Source organism: Campylobacter concisus (assembly GCF_902460535.1).
Taxonomy (GTDB): domain Bacteria; phylum Campylobacterota; class Campylobacteria; order Campylobacterales; family Campylobacteraceae; genus Campylobacter_A; species Campylobacter_A concisus_AS.
Map to the genome: position 1 here is coordinate 34530 of NZ_CABPTV010000002.1, position 23079 is coordinate 57608.

A 23079-nucleotide genomic window follows, 5' to 3' on the forward strand; every position below is an offset into this window, starting at 1 on the left:
ACTTACTTTTATCTAAATATAGCAATATAATTTTAAGCATGCTGGTTATAAAATTCATTTAATTTCTTTTTTTAAGGATTGTCAAATGAAAATGCTATTTTTAGCCCCAGTGCTAGCTTGTAGTCTTGCCTTTGGTGCTGATGTGATCGCAAAAGATGCAAACATAACACTTGATGGCAAGATGATCGGTAAGATCGAGGTTTTAACGCCAGTTGAAGTCTTAGAAAAAGGCGATAAAACGAGTAAGATCAAGGTTAGTGGTGTAGTGTCGGCAAACTACTTGGCTCAGCTTCAAAGAAGTGTAGAAGATCCTGAAGTTTTTGTAGCTTTTGATAACGAGAGCGAGGCAAATTTCAAAAAAGTAAAAGATCTTGAAGATGACTATGGCGAGGTTTGGTACCAAGCTGATGGCGTTTATGAAGTGCCAAATGACGCGCTTGGTGGCAACCAAAAAGAGCTTTACGCAAAGGCAAAGAAAATTTACGAAGAGACCTGCTCAGCATGTCACAGGCTGCATGAGCCAAACAGCTTCACAGCTGCTCAGTGGCCAGCAAATTTATCTGGTATGGTCGATGCGAAATTTGTCGCACTAGATGAAACTGACCTAAATTTAGTGCTTAAATACCTACAACACAATGCCAAAAAAGTAAAATAAATTTTCATAAGGGAGAAAATATGAAAAGGCGAGATTTTATAAAATTTTCTGCACTTGCTGCCACAGCAGCGCAGGCAAACAAGATAGAGGGCGTGACTAAGACCATTTTTGACCAAAACAAGACCTTTGGCGCAAATAGATTTGGGCTATTTTGGGCAAATACCAACTCAAACCAAATCGTCTCCGTCGATCCATTTGAGGGCGATAAATTTCCAAATACCATGAACAATAGCTTGCCAGACCTCATCCAAAACGAGAGCCGCGTACTCTATCCATACGTAAGAAAGAGCTATCTAAAAGCAAAAGGCGCAGCAAAAAGCGAGCTTCGTGGCAAAGAGGAATTTGTGCGCGTTAGCTGGGATACTGCCCTTGATCTAGCAGCAAAAGCCTTAAAAGAAAATTTTGATAAGTATGGCCCTGAGAGCATCTACGGCGAGTGCTACTGGTGGGGCGGTAGCGGCAAGATCAGCTGGGGTAGGACTGTTGGTCACAGGATGCTAAAAGTGCTTGGCGGATATGTAGAAGAGAGCGGCGACTACTCAACGGGTGCTGGCCTTGTTATCATGCTTCACGTCCTAGGCAACAGCGCCGTTTATGATGCTCCGACAAAGTGGGAGGCTATCGCTAAAAACGCTAAAAATGTTGTATTTTGGGGCACTGACCCACTTGTAACTGATCAAATTTCATGGCAGCCACCAACACATGATGGCTATCTTGGCATCAAAAAGATAAAAGAGGCAGGCATAAAAACTTATAGCGTTTGCGTCTTTAAAAACGACACCACAAGATACCTTGACTCTGAAGCTATCATCGTTCGTCCAAATACCGACGTAGCAATGATGCTTGGCATGTGCCACTATCTATATGAAAACAAGCTTTATGACGAGGAATTTATCAAAAAATACACAGTTGGCTTTAATAAATTTAAAGACTATCTACTTGGCACAACCGACAAGGTGGTAAAAGACATCAACTGGGCTAGTAAAATTTGTGGCGTAAAAGCTGAGGATATCGCTAAATTTGCAACAGCACTTGCAAAAGAGCCAAGCGTCATCATCGCAGGCAGATCACTTCAAAGACAAGATCACGGCGAGATGGGCTTTTGGGGCATAGTAACGCTTAGTGCGATGCTAGGTCAGATAGGCAAAGAGGGTCTTGGCTTTGAGTTTAACCTCTACCACTCAAATGGCGCTACAGACAAGATCGCTCCGTCACTAAAAGGCATCAGCACTAGCATAAGCGAGAAATACGACAACGTAGATGGCGCTCCTTGGAAGAAATTTAAAAACGTCACCATCCCATCTTCAAGATCGATCGAGGCTTTGCAAAACCCTGGCAAAGAGATAGACTATGACGGCTCAAAGATCAAGCTACCACACATGAGAGTGGCTTACATGGCGTCTGGATCGATGTTTACAAGGCATCAGGATGTAAATAATGCCGTAAAAGCGTGGCGTAAATTTGACACCGTAATAACCGCTGAGCCATTTTGGACAAGCACAGCAAAACTAAGTGACATCGTCTTGCCAGTAGCCCTTGAAGTCGAGAGAAACGACATCAACCAAAGCGTGCCTACAAACGAATACATCGTGGCTTACAAGCCTGTCGTAGAGCCTATGGGCGAGAGCAGGAGCGATTACTGGATCTGCTCACAAATCTGCAAACGCTGGGGCAGAGAAGAGGTCTTTACAGAGGGTAAAGATGAGCTTGGCTGGGCGAAAGAATTTTACGCAGATGCAGCCGAGCAAGCCAAGGGCATAAATGTCAAGATGCCAAGCTTTGATGAGTTTTGGAAAGAGGGATATATTAGATTTGAGCAAGATGACGAAGCGAGCAGATACTACACAAGGCTTAGCGCTTTTAGAGAAAACCCTCATAAAAACCGTCTAGGCACGCCATCTGGCAAGATAGAGCTCTACTCTCCAACTATCGCTAAATTTGGTTACAAAGACTTTGCGTCACACGTTGCTTGGATCGAGCCGTTTGAGTGGCTTGGTAGCGAAAAAGCCAAAAAGTATCCATTTAGCGTCACAACCCCACACTCAAGATACCGCCTCCACTCACAGCTAAATAACTCCGTGATCAGAAACTACGCTGAAGTATGCGCAAGAGAGCCAATGCTAATAAACGTAAATGACGCCAAAGCAAAAGGCATCGCAACTGGCGACGTGGTGAGAGTATTTAACGACAGGGGCGAAATTTTGGTCGGCGCGCTTGTCACTGACATCATCCCAGAGCACGTCATCGCCATCTGCGAAGGCGCATGGTACGACCCTGAAGTGCTAGGCGAAAAGAGCCTTTGCAAGCATGGCTGCGTCAATGTCCTAACTCGTGACAAAGGCACATCTAGCATCGCTCAAAGCAACTGCGGACACACGATCCTTGCAAATTTGGAAAAATATAAAGGCGAGATCAAACCGATCACTGCATTTTCTAAACCAAAAATTTTACAATCTTTGTAGAATTTATATAAATTTAGCCCTCGCTTGGGGGGCTAAATTTGATCATTTGCTGTTTTTAATCAAAATAATCTTGTGGCTTAAATTTGACCCATAGTTAGTCTAATCAACCTGCCCTAAGGCACTAAATATCACTTATCAGAAACAACAACTGGCGCTAGAAATTTATCTATGAAACCAAAACGATCACTACTAAATTTACATTTTCGTAAATTTAGGCACGCTTTATCGCCTAGTTAAAAGATACGAAGCAAAGAATTTCTATCTTTTCAAAAAAACAAAATGCTATCTAAAGGCGCTTTTAGATCAAGCTGATTGCTGAGTAAATTTCGAAGCAAGTGTAAATTTGGCTAAAAATTTGCTAGTAAAATTTTAGATTTAAGTCCGAAACGACTAAATTTCGTCGTAAATTTTCGTGCTGCTAAGTTTTCTCGTCAAATTTAATAAGAGCAGAGCTATCATAGCTAACTGCATTATCGCTAGTTCTCAAAACACTGCAACCAACACAAGGCAAGCTTTTTTAATAGCACAAATTCACAATCCACCCTGTTTTTACTCTTTAAATTTAGCTCAAGATATAAATTTACGAGCAGAATTTGGCTCCAAAAATGTTTAAATTTAGGCGCAAATTTCTATTTATAGTAAATTTGTAAGTGCTTATCAACCGTAACTCCTACACCCCCCCCATTTTTCATTAACACGTGCCATTAGGGCATTGCCAACAAATCCACAAAAGAAAGATATTTCACAGATGGCTTAAAATTACTGCCTTCATTGTAAATTTGATCTCTTTTTTAAGTATCGTAGCTTCTAAAAATTTAAGCCACAGCAAAACAAATTTAGCCATAAATTTCTATCTTATTTGGTTTTGCAGTTAAATTTAGTGAGGTATATCAAATATAACCAACTTTACTATTAAATCGATAGGCTTCTACTATTATAAGACCTACAAAAGCCGCCTTTACTCGATAAATTTACTGCCAAATTTCAAATTTGGCTTATTTTATTATTTGAAATCACAACGTCCAAATTTTTAAATTTAAACCCAAAATAACTAAATTTAGCCCCTTGATTTTTAAAATTTGCGCTCAAATTTAGCAGTAGAGCCTCGGCTGCAACCAAACTATTGCTGTTGTTATTACGCCGCACTAGATTATGCTTGCCAATAGTTCAAAATTTGATTTTAAATTTGGCATTTTTACGCCTTAAATATTAAAGGCTTAAACCAAAAAATGGCTAAATTTAAAGGTTACTTTATCATATTGGGATTTATAGTTGCGCCTCCCAACATCAGCTATCCCACCCAAAGGCATTACTGCAGTTGCCACAACATTTTCGCATATATTCACACAACGTTCATGCGGGTCTCATAGTCCAACAGCAACTTTCTCGCCTAGTAAATTTAACTTTGATATAAGATTAGTAGAAAAGGTTTAAACTAAAAATTGCCAAATTTAGCCATAAATTTTTCTTATCAAGATTTGCATTTGTGCCTTTTATAAGTCATCTCGTGCCCATTGTCGTGCTACAACTTTTTTCATGCATAATACTCAATATCAATCATACTGTCATATAAATTTTGTTTTAAACATCAAAGGCGCTGGTTTAATATAAATTTACCGCTTTCATAGCCATTTTCACATTTTACGGCGCAGGACAAAATGGCTCTTTAAGATGACATATTTGTTTTTACTAGCGTCACTAAACTCGTAAATAGCACCATTACAGGCGCTAAAAAGCCATTTAAAACAAGATATTTGCTTTGATTTGCTCAACAAAAAGGCGCAAGTAACGCTGCTACCAAAAAAACAAACCATCTATCCAGTCACCATTTTACAAACCAACTATCAAGCTAGCATTTATATCAACAGATCTTTCTGCCCCACACTGATCGATCTTGTTTAACCCAAAAGTGTATTATCAAACTCGTCAAAAAATGGCTCAAAATTCTCATCAAGCCCGATCTTTGCGCGCCTTTAAGCGTTACTAAAAGCGACAGCCAGCAACGCTACTACACTCGCTTCTAAATTTTTATTACCAAAAGTGTAAATTTAAGAATTTGATCTATAAATTTTATAAATTTAATGCAATTGATTTGATAAATGAAAATTTCTACTAAATTTTGAATAAGCAAATTTGATAAATTCAAATAAAAATCGAGTTTCTGAAAGTTTTAAAATGGAGTTTAAAAAAAGATGGTGCGGATGAGAGGACTTGAACCTCCACGCCGTGGGGCACCAGATCCTAAGTCTGGCGTGTCTGCCAATTTCACCACATCCGCACAACAATAATAAGTGGTACGCCCATCAGGATTCGAACCTGAGGCCTACGGCTTAGAAGGCCGTTGCTCTATCCAGCTGAGCTATGAGCGCATAAAGTCTTTCAAGTGGCGCGCCCGATAGGAGTCGAACCCATAACCTACAGATCCGAAGTCTGTCGCTCTATCCAATTGAGCTACGAGCGCCCAAAATGGGGTGAGTGATGGGAATCGAACCCACGACCCTCAGGACCACAATCTGATGCTCTAACCGACTGAGCTACACTCACCATTTAACATGGTCGGGGTGAAAGGATTCGAACCTTCGGCCCTCTGGTCCCAAACCAGATGCGCTAACCAGACTGCGCTACACCCCGCCTGAGTCGTGTTTGTAAGTTTATGCCACTACCTCATTAAAAAGTCACATTCTATCTAAAAATGTTATTGTTGTCAAGAAAAAATTAGTTTTGGACTTTATTTTTATAAAATTTCAAGAATTAAGTGTAAATTTCAGACTTTAAAACTTTTGATAAAAATATCTAGCTAAAAAACGATGCGAACAGCACTAAAGCTGATATGAGCTGGCAATGCTCCTTGTGCTGGCTTTATCATGGTCTGGCTAAAGCGCTTAAATTCTGGAGCTTGCCAAAGCTTTTTGCATAAGCCTTGCTCACTGATATCTACTCCTAAGCAGCTTTGGTCTGCAGCAAAGAATTTTAATAAAATGCACCTTTCGTTTTTGGCAAAAATGCCAAGATCACCAGAGCTATCCACAATCCCAGCATTTGTCATCTCTTTAAATTTAACTTTATTGTTTGTAGTATCAAGGGCTAGTTTGCCTTGTGATATATAGTAGGCATTTATCTCTTCGATAGCGGTTCTAATCTCCGCCATACTCTTTACTAAGACCGCATCATCTCTTGTAGCGCTAATCCTTGGGATAGCAATAGCGGCTAATACTCCGATGACAACTATAACGAGAATTAGTTCGATCATAGTAAAAGCTTTTTTCATTACTTCATCCTTGAATTTGAAGTTGCGAGATTATAACTAGAATTTTTATAAATGAAGAATAAATTTTTAAGTAAAGTTTAAAGAGAGATGGCAAGGAAATTCCTTGCCAAAAATTTGAGTTTAGAAGTATTAGAACGCTACGCTAAGACCACTAACTGGGTACTCGCCTTCGCCACTGTCTGTTTCGGCACCACTGTTATTTGTAAATTTAAATTTATTTTTAAGCAATTTATCTACACCGGTGTTTGCTATAATTTTAGAGCAAATATTAGTTGTACCAGCTGCGGGAGAAGCATCATCACCTTTTTCTACTCTTATGTATGCTGGTTTTTTTGTTGTAGTATCAAAGTCAGTTAGTGTAACTTTTATACATTTTTTGCCAGCTGCTAGTAATTGACCAACCTTGCCAGTTGCGGGATCTAATGATACATTTGTCATTTGTGATAAGTTGTCAGCAAATTTACCTTGAGAAGTATAATAAGCACCAACATCACCCAATAAAGTAGATAAGTTTGTAGCGGCCTTAGTTACCTCTGCATCATCCCTTGTTGCAGCTAGTCTTGGTATAGCGACTGCGGCTAATATGCCTAAAATTACGATCACGAAGATCAACTCGATCATTGTAAAACCTTTTTTCATGGTTCCTCCTTGAAATTTGTGTAATTTTTCACGGATTATACAACATTTTTTTCAAAAGGCAAATAAAAACTAAATTTTTTACAATTTAGCCGATTTGGTAGTTATGAAAAAGAATTCCGCTATAATGACGCTCAAGAATATGGAGATTTTATGAAAAAAGTTTTATTTTGGATGGTAGTATCTTTTTGCATTTTGAGCGCAAATTCATCATTTGAGCCAGTGCTTTCATCAAAATATAACGAAAAACAAGCCTACATCGGTAAGAAGCTCTTTTTTGACAAAAGACTAAGCACCACCGAAAACTACTCATGCGAAACTTGCCACAACTTATACTGGAATTTAAGCGGTACAAACTCATCTTACACCAGCCAAAAGGGCGTTATAAACCCACCTAGCGTGCTAAATTCGGCTTTAAATTTTCTATTTTTTACTGATGGCAGGGTAAGAAGCTTAAAAGATCAGGTAAAAGAGTCGATAAATTCTAGAAATGAGCTAAATTCAAACAAAGATGAGATAGTAAAAAAGGTAAAAAGCATAGGCGAGTATGGGATTTTATTTAATGATGCATATAGTGATGGCATAAACTATGAAAATATAGTAGGTGCTTTGGCAGAATTTGAAAAGGCTATTTTAAGCATAGATTCGCCATTTGATGAGTATCTAGCTGGCAATGACGACTCCATAAACGCTGAGGCAAAAAAAGGTTTTGAGCTCTTTAATAAAGTAGGCTGTGTGGCTTGCCACAATGGTAGAAATTTAGGTGGAAATTTGATGCAAAACGTGGGCTTAAAGGATGCTAGCGAGAGCAGACGCCTTATGCGCGTGCCTTCACTTAGAAATGTAGCAAGAACAGCTCCATATCTAAGTAGTGGCGAAATGAGTGATCTAAAAGAAGTCATAGGCTTTGTAAGCTATCATCAACTAATCCATACACTAAATAGCGAAGAGATAGGGCAAATTTATAAATTTTTGCTAACGCTAAATGGACGCAGACCTAGGATACTAAATGAATAAAAGACAAGCAAATATCATCTTAATCGTCCTAGCAATCATCTTTTGCTTTAGCTCAACCTACATCTACATGGCAAATAAAGCAGTTACTGCTGTTAGTAAATTTAACGATACGATCTTAAGTCTTATCTTGCTAGATAATGAGCTAAGCTTCACCCTAGAGAACAACGTACTTCGCTTAAACTACGACGATGTAAATAAAAATTTAAGAAGTTTTGATCAAAATTTAACCAAGCTTGATGAGCTAAACGCGATCATACAGGTCTTTTACCAAGAGAAAAATGCCAAAACTTTAAAGGTCATAAACGACGACTTTTTAAAAAAACAAAGACTTGTAGATAGGTCAAACTACGCTAGCTCGTCAATGGCTGCTTATATCTTATCAGGTGAGTTTGAAATAGCATCAGAAAAGAAGCTAGATGCGCTTAATGTGATATTTCACGCGATAAAAAGCTCAGCCCTAATCAGCCCCGAAACGCTAAATCAAACAAAAGAGCAGATAGAAAAATATAAAGATACTTACAAAAACGACACAAAAGCGATCTTGGTGCTAAATAAGGCAACTTACGCACTTGAATTTGCAAAAAACCTAAGTGCCGTAGCTCAAGACTCTGTTGATCTAAAACTTGGAGAAACACTAAGAAAATTTAGAGATGATACCCTAGCCTCTTACAAAATAATGATACGAAATATAGTAATAATGCAAGTGCTTTGCTTTATCAGTTTTGTGTTATTTTGCGCTTTAACTTTTTATCAAGCAAGGGTACTAGCTAAGCAGTTAAAACAGATAAAACTTCTAAAAACGACAGTGGATGCTGGACACAGCTCTATAGTCTTTTGTGACAATAACAATAAAATTTTATATGTAAATAAAACCTTTGAGGCAAAAACTGGTTATAAACTAAAAGACGTTATCGGAAAAAGCCCTAAAATTTTAAAATCAAATATGCACCCAGAGAGCTTTTATGCTGAGATAAGAAATGCCATAAATAAGCATACTTCTTGGGAAAGCGACGAGCTGATAAGCAGAACAAAAAGTGGCAAACTGCTCTATGAAAAGGTGCGTTTTGCGCCATTTTTCTTTGAGGGCAAGCTAGAGGGCTACATGGCTATAAAGCTTGATAGGACAAAAGAGCTTAGCATGCTTAAAGAGCTAACTCAAAAAAATGAGCAGATAAAAATTCAATCCTCAATCGACAAGCTAACTGGCTTTGGAAACTATTTTGCTCTGACTGAGATGATAGAGGCGAAAAAAGATGGAATTGTGATCAGCATAAGCATCAAAAACTACAAGATGCTAAGATTTTTCTACCAGACAAAGGTTATTGACGCTATGTTAAAAGCGGTGGCAAATACACTAAAACTCTGTGTTGATACCTACTCTATAAATGCTGAGCTATTTAGATTTCAAGATGATGCGTTTTACATCTGGTATCAAGGCGATGACATCGTTAGAGATATCGGCTTTATAAAAGAGTATTTTAACTTTAGCAGGATGAACATCGAGATAGATGGTAAATTTGAAAACCTACCTGGTATCAAGATAACTCTTGGCGTATCTTTATCAAATGATACACCGCAAACAAACCGTCTAATGCAGTCAATCCTAGCTAATCAACAAGCAAGTGATAGCGGCAACGAGATCTACTACTATCTCGAAAACGACGCGATCGAGATGAGATACTATAAAAACCAACTCATAACCGAACTCATCGAGTACGCCCTAGAAAACGACAAGGTGATAGTTGAGTGTCAGGGAATTTTTAACGTGCAAGAAAATGAGACAGAGGCAAAATACTACGAAGTTTTGGTGCGCATAGTCGATCAAAATGGCAAGATCCGCTATCCAGGTGAGTTTTTAGAGATCGCGATGAAGACACAACTTTATCTTCAGATAACAAAAAAAGTGATCGCCCTAGCCTTTGATCTAGTGAAAAAATATCCAGACTATACATTTTCTATCAACCTCTCAAGCTCGGATCTAACTGATCCAGGTGTTAGAGAAATTTTAGATGAGAAGCTAGAGAGCTGCCCAGATCCTAGTAGAGTTTGCTTTGAGATGCTAGAGAGCGAAGAGCTTAGCGACTACGCCATGGCAAATGAATTTATAAAAAGAGCTAAAAAATATGGATGTAAAATCTCGATCGACGACTTTGGCTCTGGCTACTCTAACTACTACCGAATTTTAGAGCTTGATATAGATAACATCAAGATAGATGGCTCGATCATCAAAAAGCTACCAACTGATGAAAACGCAAGGGTTTTGGTTGAGACTATCGTGAGCTTTGCTAGAAGACAAGGCTATAAAATCGTGGCTGAGTTTGTGAGCAACGAAGAAATTTTAGAGTATATAAAGAAATTTGGAATTTCGTATGCACAGGGATTTTTACTAGGCAAGCCACATCAGATGTAAATTTTGCAGTTACTTTAAAGCCTATTAAAAGGCTAAATTTAACTGCTTTTTACTTTTATACTCGCGCAAAACCTACTTTTTAAATTTTGCTAGACGTGAAATTTGATCTCTTTTACAACAATTAAATTTAAGAATTTGTCTTTAAAAAAGCTGAAAATTTGGATTAACTAGATTTTAAAGCTTATGTGGATAAGATTTTGTCTTTTAGAAGTGGTGACCCATACGAGACTCGAACTCGTGTTACCGCCGTGAAAGGGCGATGTCCTAACCGCTAGACGAATGGGCCACGGTCGGTTATGAAGTTGGGATTATATTACTTTTTAACTTAAATTTACATAAAAGGACAAATCGTTGAAGAAATTTTCACTTGTTTTATTATTTGCTCTCATTTTTTCAGGCTGTGTTGCGACTAAAACACCGCAAAGATCGCAAGCTTTTCAGGTCACTTTATTTTCTCCGATGATAAAGATAAATGATGTTGGATTTTTTCACACATACAAAAATGATCTAAATTTGCAAATTTATAGCTCTGGCGTAAATACCGCAAATATCAATATAAAGGACAAAATTTGCGTAAATAGCGCTTGTTTTAAAAAGACTGAATTTAACGAGAAATTTTTTCTAGCGCCGCATTATGAGAGCCTTTTTGAAGAGATTTTGCAAAGACAAAAAATTTATGACGGCAAAGATCTAAGCACCACAGAGTGCGGCTTTAGACAAGATCTAAGTTCTTATTTTATAAAATACGAAGTTTGCGATAACTACGTCAAATTTATCGATAGCAAAAATAAAATAAAAGTAATAATAAAAGAGTTAAAATGAGATACATTGGGGCTCACGTAAGCGCGGCTGGAGGCGTCTTTAATGCACCGATAAATGCTGCAAAAATAGGAGCAAATGCCTTTGCACTTTTTACAAAAAACCAGCGCCAGTGGAGCGCAAAAGAGCTAAGCGAGGGCGAGATAGAGCAGTTTAAAGCAAATTTAAAGGCCTCTGGCATAAGCGCTGATCACGTCTTGCCACACGCAAGCTACCTCATAAATTTAGGCCATCCAGAAAAAGAGGCAAGAGCTAAATCCCTTGAAGCCTTTATCGATGAGATAGAGCGAGCTAGCCAGCTTGGACTAAAGCTTTTAAATTTCCACCCAGGCTCGCACCTAAAGCAAATAAGCCAAAATGAGTGCCTAGATAACATCGCTAGTTGCATAAATGAAGCGCTAAAACGAACAAGTGGCGTAAAGCTTGTCATCGAAAACACAGCCGCACAAGGCTCAAATTTAGGCTTTGACTTTGCGCAGCTGGCGTATTTGATCGAGCGAGTTGATGATGAGAGCAGAGTTGGCGTTTGCATCGATACTTGCCACGCATTTGCCGCTGGATACGATCTAAGAAGCAAAGAGGCTTACGCTAAGACGATGGGCGAATTTGACGCGATCATCGGCTATAAATTTCTATCTGGCATGCACCTAAATGACGCTAAATTTGGGCTTGGCTCAAAAAAAGACAGACACGAGAGCCTTGGCAAGGGTGAGCTTGGGCTTGGCGCTTTTGAAAATATAATAAATGATGATAAAATAGGCGAAATTCCCTTGATTTTAGAGACGATTGACGAGAGCATTTGGGAAGATGAGATCAAAATTTTAAGAAACCTAGAAAAGGAAAAGCTATGAAAAGAGTGCTTTTAAGCATTGTTGCGACTTGTTCATTATTAAACGCTGGCGGATATAAAGTCCCTGAGCAAAGTGCTGACTCTTTGGGGCTTGCTGCTAGCAACATAGCCTTTAGTTTTGGGGCTGATGCGGCTTATTTTAACCCTGCAAATATGATGTTTTTAGACGGGCTTCACCATTTTGAAAGCACGCTTGGTTGGTTTCATATAAATTCCATCGACTTTAAAAGCGATGATGGCAAGAGCTACAGCTCAAAGAAATTTGACTCACTAGCTGGCACATTTAGCTTCGTAACGCCAGAAATTTATGAAAACTGGAGATTTGGACTGGCCCTTGCCGTGCCTGCTGCTGTTGGCATCTCGTGGGAGGATCCAGAGACTGCTTTTACTGGCAAGAGGTTTAAACTACAAGTTGTCGAGATAAATCCAACCGTAGCTTACCGCATAAATGACAAACTTGCCATTGCTCTGGGCGCTAGAGGCGTTTATAGCAAGGGCAAGATAGCAAGTGACTTTGGACGTTTTGGCTACAGAGAGATACAAGGCGATGGCATAAACTACGGCTACAACGTCGCTCTTACATATAGACCTATCGAGGATCTAAGCTTTGCAGTCACTTACCGCTCGAAGGTAAATTTAGAGCTTAAAGGTAGTGCTGATGCTGATTTTAACGCGCCGCTAGCAGCTATAAGCTATCATGGCAAAACAAGAGTTGAGATCCCACTGCCTGCTCAGCTAGTGCTTGCGACTGGATATAAATTTAGTGATTTTACTCTTTTGCTAGCTTTTGAAAGGACTTACTGGTCTAAATTTAAAGATTATGACTTTGAATATGATGATAAGACAGCAGCTCATTCACACCACCCTGCTTTTAAAATGTTTATGGACGATCCAGTCGTTAAAAACGCAAAGGATACAAACACATATAGGATAGGCCTTGCTTACGACGTAAATGAGAAGCTTAGACTAATGGCTGGCTTTTCATACGATGAGGATATAACTAGCAGCGAGCACACTGGCTTAGAGCTCCCAAACACCACATCTCAAGCATATTCGTTTGGAGCAAACTATAAATTTACACCAAATTTAGAGCTAGGGCTAGGCTATCTCTATCAGCACAGAGACAAAAAGCGTGCGACAGATATAAAAACTGGCACTGGCTCAATGTCTGGCGAATTTGACGCAAGTAGCGTCCAGATAGCTGCAATGACATTTAAATACTCTTTCTAGGGCTAAAAATGCAATACTCTTATAATAATTTTTATGAAATTTTGACCAAAGTAGCAAAGCAGAGTCCAAACCAGATAGCGATCTTTGATGAAAAAGAGAAGCTAAAATACCACGAACTAAAGCAAAACGTCGATAAAGTGGCGGCTTACTTACAGCTTTGTGGAGTAAATTTTGGCGACAAGGTGGCTATGGCGGTGGCAAATTCGAAAGAATTTATCATCTCATACCTTGCTATCACGGCTATCGGTGCGGTCGCAGTGCCGATGAACACCTTTTTAAAGACAAATGAGTTTGAGTATATATTAAATGACTGCGGCGCAAGGGTGCTCTTTGCCTCCAGCTCGCTTGCAAAGGAGCTAATCGCACTTAGTGAGCTTGAAATTTTAAGAAAAATAATCTGGATCGGTCAAACGCCTAAAAAGCTTCAAAGTGCCTCAAAGGACGACTATGTAAGCGTTGATGAGGAGTATGGCGAGAGTGCCTATCTATCTTCAACTCCACAAATTTCAAAAGAGGATATGAGCAAGGGCTATGAAAATAATGGCGTTGTAAAAAATGTAAATTTCAGCGAAGCGCTAAATCACAAATACACCCTAAGCATCACAAAATACCCTAAAATAGACGATCTCATGCACATCATCTACACCTCAGGCACCACAGGCAAGCCAAAGGGCGCTATGATAAGCTATAAAAATATCTTCTCAAACGTCATCGGCGCTCATGAGCGTTTTAAGGTTAAAAAAAGCGATAGATTTATCGTATTTTTACCGATGTTTCATAGCTTTACGCTCACAGCGATGGTGCTTTTACCGATATATGCGGGCGCTTCGATGGTGCTTGTAAGATCGGTCTTTCCATTTTCAAATGTGCTAAAACAGACGCTGCTTAAAAGAGTAACTGTATTTTTGGGTATCCCAGCCATCTATACAGCCATCGGCAAGGCAAAAATTCCATGGTATTTTAGATGGTTTAACCGCATAAGGCTATTTGTAAGTGGCGCTGCTCCGCTTGCTAAGCAGACTATCGATGATTTTAGAGTGAAATTCCCACGTGCAACGCTCGTTGAGGGATATGGCCTTAGCGAATGCTCTCCGATCGTGGCGGCAAATTTATTTGACAAGCAAAAGCTTCTAAGCGTGGGCCCTGCGCTAAATGGCTATGAGGTCAAGATCGTAGATGATGAGATGATGGAGCTTCCAGTTGGCCAGATCGGCGAGATCATCGTAAAAGGCGACTGCGTCATGCAAGGCTACTACGGCATGCCAGGCGTGACAGATGAGACCATCATAAATGGCTGGCTAAAGACTGGAGATCTAGGCAAGATCGATGAAGAGGGCTTTATCTACATCGTTGATCGCAAAAAAGACCTCATCATATCAAAGGGCATAAACATCTATCCACGCGAGATCGAAGAAGTCATCTATAAGCTTGAAGCCGTCGAGGCTGCAGCAGTGATTGGCGTAAAAGATGTGCATGCAGACGAAGAGGTCGTAGCTTTCATACAGGTAAAAGATGGCATGGATCTTGATGAAAAGACGGTTAGAGAGCATCTAAAGAAAAACTTAGCAAATTTCAAAATTCCAAAAAGCATTTATTTTGCCGAGGAGCTACCTAGAAACGCCACTGGCAAGGTGCTAAAACGTGTGCTAAAAGAGCAGATAAAGGATAAAATTTAGTGAAGTATTTGCTTGATTTTCTAAACCAAGATCTCAAAAAAAGTAAAATTTACGAGCTTATAAAGTGCGGCGATGAAGAGGGAGAAATTTTAAAATATCTAAGCAAAGCCTACGTGCAAGGCACAGCTAGCATTAGCGTTTTTGAGCTGCTTGGAGCTGTTTTTGGCACGCAAAATGAAAAGCAGCTTTTATACCTTAAATTTATAAAAAATTTGCTAGATAGTGGCTGGATAGTGCAAAACTACGGCCTCTTTAAAATGCCAGAGAACTCGCAAAAAAGCTCAAGCCAAGGGCTACTCTCGCTACTTCACTCTGAAATTTCACTCTCAAGCACGTTTTTAAAGATACTTGAAGATGGCAACGCTGATATAAATTTACCAGAGCTTGCACCTTATGAAGATCATTTGGAGTATTTAAAAGATCAGTTTTTAAAGATAGAGCTTTACTCAAAGGCTGCGATATTTGAAGGTGGCTCAAATGACGCTAAAAAGCGCATAAACGAGCAAATTTCTGAGCTAACAAAGCGCATAAATGAGCGTGTAAAACTAAGCAAGATCAGCCTAAAGATAGAGCAAATTTTTAAAGAAAATTCGCTTGATGAAAAAGAGCAGATCATATTTTTAGCCCTTTTAAAAGAGGAGTATGCGGGTGATTTTGAAAATGGTCGCGACCTAAACACGCTAGTTGGGCTAATAAGCAAAGATGAGCTTGAACGCATCAAAAATCGCACTCTTTTAGAGGATGGTTCAAGGCTCATCGAGGGCACTCTAATCGACTACGACGAGGTTTTAAACGCTTATGGAAATGTGAGCAAAAGTTTTTTTATAAACGAAGAAATTTTGCAAAGCATAATGCACCCAAAAAATGACAAAAACAGCAAGAAAATCAAGATCGAAAGCCTAGTAAAAGAGCAAGAAATTTTTGAGCTAATAGAGCCAGTAACGAGCCTAGAAGACGTCGTGCTAAACGAAAAAACAAAGCAGCTTTTAAGCACGATACTAAAGCAAGTCGATAAAAAAGTGCTCGCTAGACTAAGCAGCTGGGGCATAAAAACTAGAAAAAATATAGACGCCAAGATCATCTTTTACGGCGAGCCTGGCACTGGCAAGACCATGAGCGCCGTTGGGCTTGCAAAGAGCCTAAAGAAGCAAATTCTAAGCTTTGACTGCTCAAAAATTTTAAGCAAATATGTCGGCGAGAGCGAGCAAAATGTAAGAAAAATTTTTGACACTTACAAAGAAATTTGCAAAAAAAGTGGTAGCGAGCCAGTGCTTTTGCTAAACGAGGCTGATCAGTTTTTAAGCACGAGAGTGGAGAGCTCGAGCGGGGCTGAGAAGATGCACAATCAAATGCAAAATATCTTCTTAGAGCAGATCGAGCGCTTTGAGGGTGTGCTGATCGCCACGACAAATTTCTTACAAAGCCTTGACGTGGCGTTTTCTAGAAGATTTGACTATAAGATCGAGTTTAAAAAGCCTGATTATAACGGTAGGCTCGCCATTTGGCGTAAAATTTTGCCTGAAAATGCAAGCTTTGAAGATGGCTTTAGCGTAGAAAGGCTGGCTGAGTTTAACCTAAGTGGCGCGCAGATCGTCCTTGCGCTAAAAAACACCGCTTTGAAAGTGGCTATAAAAGATGATGGGATTTTTACCTTTGAGGACTTCAAAACCACGATAGAGCGCGAGCTAAACTCAAGCTTTGGCGAGGATAAAAAGATGGGATTTGGCTCTTAGCTTTTCCCTTAATTTATAAATTTGACTTTGCGCTACACAAAACCGCTGGTTTGATAAGAAATTTGCTTTACCCAATAAAATTTAGACGAGTTTTGCTGCCAAAATCATGAAAAATACGAGTTAAATTTAAACTTTGGTGATAAAAAATGCAGATAAGTGCCGAGGGTGTGAAATTTTGTTTTTATACGGAGCATACCCATAAAAGACATAGAGATCACAAAATAAATTCAAGCTCTGACGATGAAAAAATAGGTTTTATTCTTGTGCTTTTTAAAGCTATCTTGCAATGTTTGCGCTGCAACAAAGACCAAAGACGGATATCAAATTTGTTTTTATAGTCAAATTTACACAAAGCCTACCACTAAAAATTTATAGAAAATGCGAAACAAATTTGATCTTTAGCGTAATTCTCTTATGCTTTTTTAAATATACGCTTTGCGTCACGAGGTAAAGCCTAAAGTATCGGTACTTGCCAAAACTAAACGTGATTTTTTTGTTTTTACAATTAAATTTTCGCAAAACTAAGATAGGTTTGATACTACTCAAAACCACATAGTATAAATTTAACTCGATCACTTGCCTCAAATTTACTATTGCATCCTTTGTAAGCAAGCATTTTTTAAAAATCCCAAATTTTGAAATTTATCCGCTCCGTACCTCTCGTTTAGGCAGATAAATTTTTACATAAGCTATTTCCTTACTTTGCCATCTATTGCGGACTTTTACATTAAAATATAGGACTGCGGGTCAAAGTGTGAAATTTTTTCTATTAAATTTGAGCGAAAAACTACAGCATAGCAAGTGCTAACTTATAGAAAATTACCCACTCATCTGCCATAAATTTACTACTGCAACCTTTGCAGATAGGTAGTTTTTATCCAAAAAACCGCAAATTTTGAAATTTTCCACTCTGTGGCTTTTCAGATAAATAAAACAAATGAGCTTTAGTTGCACGTTTTGTCGCTATGCTTTTGCATTAAATTTTGTTTTGTCTATGCAAATTTGCAAAAAACCACAAGCATGATAAATGCACTCATAACCGCCTAATATAATTTTAGCTCGTCGCTTCAAATTTACTACCGCATTTTTTATCAAAAAGCCAAAAACTTTAAATTTTATCTGCCATTTAAAGCGCTAGCGTGACTACTTTTTTAAAAACACTTTATCATTTTTCCTAACACAAAAGCCGCCCACTCCGTGAAATTTAACCTAGCAAAACCCTATAAATTTCAAATTTTCTACAACACTTTTTACATCAGCACTTTTTCGCACCAAAAAAGCAAAATTTACCGATTTTTTTAATAAAAGGTTATGAAAATTTAGTAGTCAAATTTATACAAAAATTTACTGATTGATCTTATCAAGCAGCTCTTCGACCTCTTCAAGTGCAAAGGCCTCTTCCGAGCTTTGTTTTAAGAAATTCTCCATAAATTCTTTCTTCGAGATCGCAAGGTCGAGCTCCTTGTCACTGCCCTTTTGATATGCGCCGATGCGAAGCAGGACCTCATTTTCTTTTAAAAGCGAGTAAAGGCGCTTAAATTTCATCGCATTTAGCTTGTGCTCTTTGCCGATCACGTCGCCCATTACACGCGAGGCCGAGTTTTGGATATTGATAGGTGGGTAGATGCCAAAGTCCGTTAGCTCGCGGCTTAGCACGATGTGGCCATCTAGGATAGAGCGGCTTTGGTCAGCTATCGGGTCGCTCATATCATCGCCCTCGACTAGCACGGTGAAAAACGCCGTGATACTGCCCTTGCCCTCCTCTTTGCCCGCGCGCTCCATTAGCTGTGGCAAGAGTGTGAGCGAGCTTGGCGGATAGCCCTTTGAGGTCGGTGGCTCGCCAAGCGCAAGGCCGATCTCACGCTGCGCCATCGCAAAACGTGTGACGCTATCCATGATGAAAAGCACGTCGTTGCCCTGCTGTTTGAAGTATTCAGCCACGCTCATCGCACAAAATGCACCGTATTTTCGCATGAGCGAGCTATCATCACTGGTCGCTACGATGATGACCGTGCCCTCTAGGTCGCCGCCTAGGTTTTTTTCGATAAATTCAGGCACCTCACGGCCACGCTCACCTATTAGCGCGACTACTTTTATGGGAGCTAGCGTATTTTTTACGATCATGCCCATAAGGGTTGATTTGCCCACGCCTGAACCTGCGAAAATTCCTAGCTTTTGCCCTTTGCCGCAAGTAAGCAGCCCATCTATCGTCTTTATGCCAACGCTAAAAGGCTCGTTTATAAGACCCCTTTTCATCGCATCTATGGGCGCTCTCATGATCGGCATATATTCAGTCGTATCAATCGCCCCTTTGCCGTCAATGGGCTTCATAAATGGATCAACCACGCGGCCAAGTAAATTTGGCCCCACAGGTATGCTCATGCCCTGATCGCTCTCATAGACAAAGTCGCCTATCCTAAAGCCCTCGACAAAGCCAAATGGGCTGATATAAGCGCCATCTGTCTTTATCTGCGTGACCATGCCAAGGCCGTTTTTACTCTTGTCTTTTGCCACTATGCGCACGATGTCGCCGATACTTGGGCGAAGTCCGGTGATCTCTATCGTAGTAGCTGTGATCTTTGTGATGACACCAAAAGTGTTTGAGAGCTTCACGCCCTCTTTAAGCCTTGAATTTATACGCTCTAAACTCAAAAATGCGTTTCCCTAGGCGAATTTATCAGCGAGAAAAACTCCCGCCTTGTGTCTGCGTTTTTAATAAAGCAGCCCCTAAGTGCCGAGGTCGTGGTAGTCGAGTTTATCTTCTCCACACCTCTCATCTCAACGCACATATGCCTAGCCTCGACGACTACTCCAACGCCTTTTGGAGCGATAACGTCCTCAAGCGCCTTTGCGATCTGCTCGGTCATCTGCTCTTGAATTTGCAAGCGTCTGGCGTAGATATTTACCATGCGTGGAATTTTACTAAGGCCAACGACCTTGCCATTTGGGATGTATGCCACATGCACGCGGCCGATAATAGGCAGCAAATGGTGCTCACAAAGGCTGTAAAACTCGATGTTTCGCATTAAAACCATCTCGTTATTTGAGCTGGTAAATAGCGCGTCACCAAGGACTTCTTTTGGGTCTTGATCGTATCCGCTAGTTAGAAATTTAAAAGCCTTATAAACGCGCTCAGGGGTTTTAATAAGCCCCTCTCTGTTTGGATCTTCGCCGATGATAGTTAGCATATTTTTAACTGAATTTTCAAAACTCTCTTGCATAAATTTTCTCCATAATTTTATCGCCAAATTCTACGTTAAAACGCCTTTTATATCTATAAAAATTTACAAATTTACAATGAAATAAGGAAAATTCTGCTATATTTTGGGCTAAAAATTTGTATTCATAAAGGAATTCGATGGAAATCAAAATCAAAGCTCTAGATAGCGTAAATACCCTAGCAAGCACAACCATAAGTGCAGATACTATAAAGTCTAGCGTAGAAAAACTAGCAAAAAAAGCAGCAAAAACTATGAAAGTAGATGGCTTTAGACAAGGCCATGTGCCAGTCGCTGTCGTGCTAAAACGCTACGAGAAAGAGCTAACAAACGACGCTGAACAAGATGTCTTAAGAGATGTAGTCGAAGAGGCTATCAAAAAAGCAGGCAAGAAAAATGACGACCTTATCGGCGAGCCTATCGTTTCAAAATTTGACAGAAAAGATGACAAGATCGACGTTGAGCTAACAGTTTCATTTAAGCCAAGCGTCGATGTGAGCGGCTATGAGAGCTTGATACCTGAGTTTTCAAACCCACGCGTTTTGAAAAAAGATATCGATGAGAAAAAAGCTGAGCTTCTAAAAATGATAGCTCCACTTGAAAAAGTAGAGAGCAAAAGAGGCCTAAAAGTTGGCGATTTTGCTAAATTTGACTTTGAAGGCTTTGTTGATGGCGTTGCATTTGAAGGTGGCAAGGCTGAAAACTACGTGCTTGAGATCGGATCAAACCAATTCATCCCAGGCTTTGAAGATGGCATGGTAGGCATAAAAGCTGGCGGCGAAAAAGATATCGAGGTTAAATTCCCAGAGAACTATGGCGCTGCACATTTAGCTGGCAAAGACGCTGTTTTTAAAGTCAAACTTCATGAAATTCAAGAGAGAAAGATCCCTGAAAAACTAGACGAAGAGATGCTAAAAACTATCCTTCCAAACGAAGAAAAACCAACTGAAGAGCTGCTTGAAGAGCGCATAAAAGAGCAAATTCGCCAAGAGAAAATTTATAAACTTATAAACGAAGAGCTAAAACCAAAATTTGCTGAAGCTGCGGTTGAGAAATTTAAATTTGACGTGCCAAAAAATATCGTCGAGCAAGAGATCGATATGCAGTTTAGAAACGCATGGAACTCATTTACTCCAGACGATATGAAGAAATTTAGAGAAGACAAAGATGCTCTAGCTAAAAAACGTGACGAGTATAGAAAAGACGCTGAAAATAGCGTTCGCCTAACTTTCATCATCGATGAGCTAGCTCGCGTAAGAGGCGTGAAAGTGAGCGATCAAGAGGTTGTTCAAGCGATCTATTTTGAGGCATATAGAAGCGGCCAAGATCCAAAAGCACACCTTGAGATGTACCGCAACCAAGGCATGCTTCCAGCTATAAAGATGTCGATGATCGAAGAGAAGCTATTTAGCGAGCTTTTCAGCAAAGAAAAAGACGAGAAAAAAGCAAGCAAAAAAGAGAAGGCTGAGTAATGAGCTATTACGTTCCTGTCGTAGTTGAAAGAACTAGTAGAGGTGAGCGAAGCTATGATATATACTCCCGTCTTTTAAAAGACAGGATCGTTATGCTAAGTGGCGAGATAGAGGACGGCATGGCTGCTTCTATCGTCGCTCAGCTGCTATTTTTAGAGGCTGAAGATCCAGATAAAGATATCTACCTTTATATAAACTCACCAGGCGGCGTGATAACAAGTGGCTTTAGTATCTATGACACGATGAACTACATAAAGCCAGATGTTTGCACTATCTGCATCGGTCAGGCCGCTAGTATGGGCGCGTTTTTGCTAAGCTGTGGCGCACCTGGCAAGAGATATGCGCTGCCAAATTCTCGTATCATGATACACCAACCACTCGGCGGTGCTAGAGGACAAGCGACTGATATCGAGATACAAGCTCGCGAAATTTTGCGTTTGAAAGAAATTTTAAATGGAATTTTGGCAAAAAATACAGGTCAAAAACTAAGCAAGATCGTAAAAGATACTGAGCGCGACTTCTTTATGAGCTCAGCTGAAGCTAAAGAATACGGACTTGTCGATAAAATTTTGGAGAAAAGTTTTAAATAAGGCCCAAAGTGATAAAGATAGATAACGCACCAGATCCAAAAAGAAAAGCAGCTGAAGCAAAACCAGCTGTCAAAAAAGAAAAGGTAAATATCTATAAATTTTCAGAGGACGTTTTGCACGAACTAAGCGACGACAACGTCCCATCTACGCCGACAAACTACTCTATCTACTTTGAAAAGATGCTTGATGGGCAGTCGGATGAGTTTAGAAAAGAGATCGGCGATATCATCGTGGCAAATTCTGAAAGCTCAGTGCCAACAAATGGCAACATCTCTATCGAAAAAGAGGTAAAACAAGGCTTTATCCAGATAAAGAGCATGCTTCAAGCAGTCGTGCTCATCTATAAAAATTTAGGCGTTATGAGAAGCCTAGTGCAAAAGCGTATGGATGGGCTTAAAAACAACACAAACGTCCTTGCGCTTCAAAATGTCTTAAGCGCCTTTAACCAAGACCTTATCAAGCTAAACGATCTCATGGACAAGCATCTTGACGTCATCAAGATGAGCTACGAAGAGGTCGGCAAGATGTTTAAGGCGATCGAAGAGCAGTCGATCTACGACACAACATACGAGGTCTATAACAAGAAATTTCTAGTAGCGACCATAAGCAGCGAGATCGAGTCTGTTAGGCGCTATGGCTATAATGCCTCATTTTTGTTAGTCAAGATAAAAGACAAATTTGCAAACCGCGTTAAAAATTTAAAAGAGCGAAACAATATGTTTAAAAGCATGTCACAACTTCTTTTAAGAACTTCACGTAGAAGCGATATAGTTGCACACTACGGCAATGGCTGCTTTGCTATGGTGATGAAATACACCGACGAAAATGGCACAAAGCAAGCGTGCGCGAGAATTTTAAACATGCTCTCATCTATGCCTTGGAAGATCGATAACGAAGAGTGCAAACTAGACGTGCAGATCGTCTCAAGCATGATCTCAAAAACAAAGAGTACCGAAGAGCTGCTCTCTCATGCACTTGACAAGCTAGAGACCAACCAAGACCTAAATGAGCCACTATTTTTAGACGAGAAAGCAGAGAATTAG

16 protein-coding genes and 6 tRNA genes are annotated in these 23079 nt (G+C 39.7%); 12 read left to right on the plus strand and 10 right to left on the minus strand.

Annotated features, from left to right (window positions below; genetic code table 11):
* The first annotated feature begins 85 nt into the window (after window positions 1–85).
* Together FZ945_RS01770 and FZ945_RS01775 are read left to right on the plus strand one after the other, a co-directional pair.
* Complete coding sequence (locus FZ945_RS01770; RefSeq protein ID WP_103602770.1) at window positions 86–655, plus strand: hypothetical protein; 570 nt, start codon at window positions 86–88, stop codon at window positions 653–655.
* 20 nt (window positions 656–675) lie between these two features.
* Complete coding sequence (locus FZ945_RS01775; protein ID WP_148802084.1) at window positions 676–3117, plus strand: molybdopterin-dependent oxidoreductase; 2442 nt, start codon at window positions 676–678, stop codon at window positions 3115–3117.
* A gap of 2193 nt (window positions 3118–5310) precedes the next feature.
* Here FZ945_RS01775 and FZ945_RS01780 read toward each other — a convergent pair.
* From FZ945_RS01780 to FZ945_RS10375, 7 genes are all read right to left on the minus strand, one after another.
* Window positions 5311–5395, minus strand: a tRNA-Leu gene (locus FZ945_RS01780).
* Between the two features lie 14 nt (window positions 5396–5409).
* Window positions 5410–5486 (minus strand) — tRNA-Arg (locus FZ945_RS01785).
* A gap of 15 nt (window positions 5487–5501) precedes the next feature.
* Window positions 5502–5578: transfer RNA gene (locus FZ945_RS01790), tRNA-Arg, on the minus strand.
* A gap of 6 nt (window positions 5579–5584) precedes the next feature.
* Window positions 5585–5661: transfer RNA gene (locus tag FZ945_RS01795), tRNA-His, on the minus strand.
* A gap of 9 nt (window positions 5662–5670) precedes the next feature.
* A tRNA-Pro gene (locus FZ945_RS01800) sits at window positions 5671–5748 on the minus strand.
* 166 nt (window positions 5749–5914) lie between these two features.
* Entirely contained in the window at window positions 5915–6385 is a 471-nt protein-coding gene (locus tag FZ945_RS01805; protein ID WP_148802086.1) for a type II secretion system protein, read from the minus strand.
* A 129-nt stretch (window positions 6386–6514) separates the two neighbouring features.
* Window positions 6515–7024: a type II secretion system protein gene (locus FZ945_RS10375; RefSeq protein WP_148802088.1), complete on the minus strand. Its 510-nt coding sequence runs from the start codon at window positions 7022–7024 to the stop codon at window positions 6515–6517.
* 150 nt (window positions 7025–7174) lie between these two features.
* Between FZ945_RS10375 and FZ945_RS01815 the strand changes: the two genes are divergently transcribed.
* Together FZ945_RS01815 and FZ945_RS01820 are read left to right on the plus strand one after the other, a co-directional pair.
* Entirely contained in the window at window positions 7175–8038 is an 864-nt protein-coding gene (locus FZ945_RS01815; protein WP_148802090.1) for a cytochrome-c peroxidase, read from the plus strand.
* Window positions 8031–10448 carry a bifunctional diguanylate cyclase/phosphodiesterase gene (locus tag FZ945_RS01820; protein WP_148802092.1) on the plus strand — a complete coding sequence of 806 codons (2418 nt, stop codon included), beginning with the start codon at window positions 8031–8033 and terminating at the stop codon, window positions 10446–10448. The genes FZ945_RS01815 and FZ945_RS01820 overlap by 8 nt, the downstream gene beginning before the upstream one ends.
* 211 nt (window positions 10449–10659) lie before the next feature.
* Here FZ945_RS01820 and FZ945_RS01825 read toward each other — a convergent pair.
* Window positions 10660–10734: transfer RNA gene (locus FZ945_RS01825), tRNA-Glu, on the minus strand.
* A gap of 65 nt (window positions 10735–10799) precedes the next feature.
* On the opposite strand from FZ945_RS01825, the gene FZ945_RS01830 reads away from it, so the two are divergent.
* The 5 genes from FZ945_RS01830 to FZ945_RS01850 are packed head-to-tail and all read left to right on the plus strand — an operon-like array spanning window position 10800 to window position 16756.
* Window positions 10800–11270: a hypothetical protein gene (locus tag FZ945_RS01830; RefSeq protein ID WP_103574123.1), complete on the plus strand. Its 471-nt coding sequence runs from the start codon at window positions 10800–10802 to the stop codon at window positions 11268–11270.
* Window positions 11267–12118: a deoxyribonuclease IV gene (gene nfo / locus FZ945_RS01835; RefSeq protein ID WP_148802094.1), complete on the plus strand. Its 852-nt coding sequence runs from the start codon at window positions 11267–11269 to the stop codon at window positions 12116–12118. The genes FZ945_RS01830 and nfo overlap by 4 nt, the downstream gene beginning before the upstream one ends.
* Window positions 12115–13347, plus strand: coding sequence for an OmpP1/FadL family transporter (locus FZ945_RS01840; protein ID WP_148802096.1), 1233 nt, complete (start codon window positions 12115–12117; stop codon window positions 13345–13347). Before nfo ends, FZ945_RS01840 begins: the two co-directional genes overlap by 4 nt.
* A gap of 8 nt (window positions 13348–13355) precedes the next feature.
* A complete protein-coding gene (locus tag FZ945_RS01845; RefSeq protein ID WP_148802098.1) occupies window positions 13356–15023 on the plus strand; it encodes a fatty acid--CoA ligase in 1668 nt (555 codons plus the stop codon).
* Window positions 15023–16756: an ATP-binding protein gene (locus tag FZ945_RS01850; protein WP_103635873.1), complete on the plus strand. Its 1734-nt coding sequence runs from the start codon at window positions 15023–15025 to the stop codon at window positions 16754–16756. The genes FZ945_RS01845 and FZ945_RS01850 overlap by 1 nt, the downstream gene beginning before the upstream one ends.
* A 1344-nt stretch (window positions 16757–18100) precedes the next feature.
* Here FZ945_RS01850 and fliI read toward each other — a convergent pair.
* Together fliI and folE are read right to left on the minus strand one after the other, a co-directional pair.
* Window positions 18101–19408: a flagellar protein export ATPase FliI gene (gene fliI, locus FZ945_RS01855; RefSeq protein WP_103567868.1), complete on the minus strand. Its 1308-nt coding sequence runs from the start codon at window positions 19406–19408 to the stop codon at window positions 18101–18103.
* On the minus strand, window positions 19405–19977 hold the full coding sequence (folE, locus tag FZ945_RS01860) for a GTP cyclohydrolase I FolE (protein WP_004317386.1): 573 nt from the start codon (window positions 19975–19977) through the stop codon (window positions 19405–19407). The genes fliI and folE overlap by 4 nt, the downstream gene beginning before the upstream one ends.
* Before the next feature lie 137 nt (window positions 19978–20114).
* Between folE and tig the strand changes: the two genes are divergently transcribed.
* Genes tig through FZ945_RS01875 form a run of 3 tightly spaced genes read left to right on the plus strand, consistent with a single transcriptional unit; the run spans window position 20115 to window position 23079 of the window.
* Window positions 20115–21446: a trigger factor gene (tig, locus tag FZ945_RS01865; protein ID WP_148802100.1), complete on the plus strand. Its 1332-nt coding sequence runs from the start codon at window positions 20115–20117 to the stop codon at window positions 21444–21446.
* Entirely contained in the window at window positions 21446–22036 is a 591-nt protein-coding gene (gene clpP, locus FZ945_RS01870) for an ATP-dependent Clp endopeptidase proteolytic subunit ClpP (protein WP_004317374.1), read from the plus strand. The genes tig and clpP overlap by 1 nt, the downstream gene beginning before the upstream one ends.
* A gap of 8 nt (window positions 22037–22044) precedes the next feature.
* Complete coding sequence (locus tag FZ945_RS01875; protein ID WP_148802101.1) at window positions 22045–23079, plus strand: GGDEF domain-containing protein; 1035 nt, start codon at window positions 22045–22047, stop codon at window positions 23077–23079.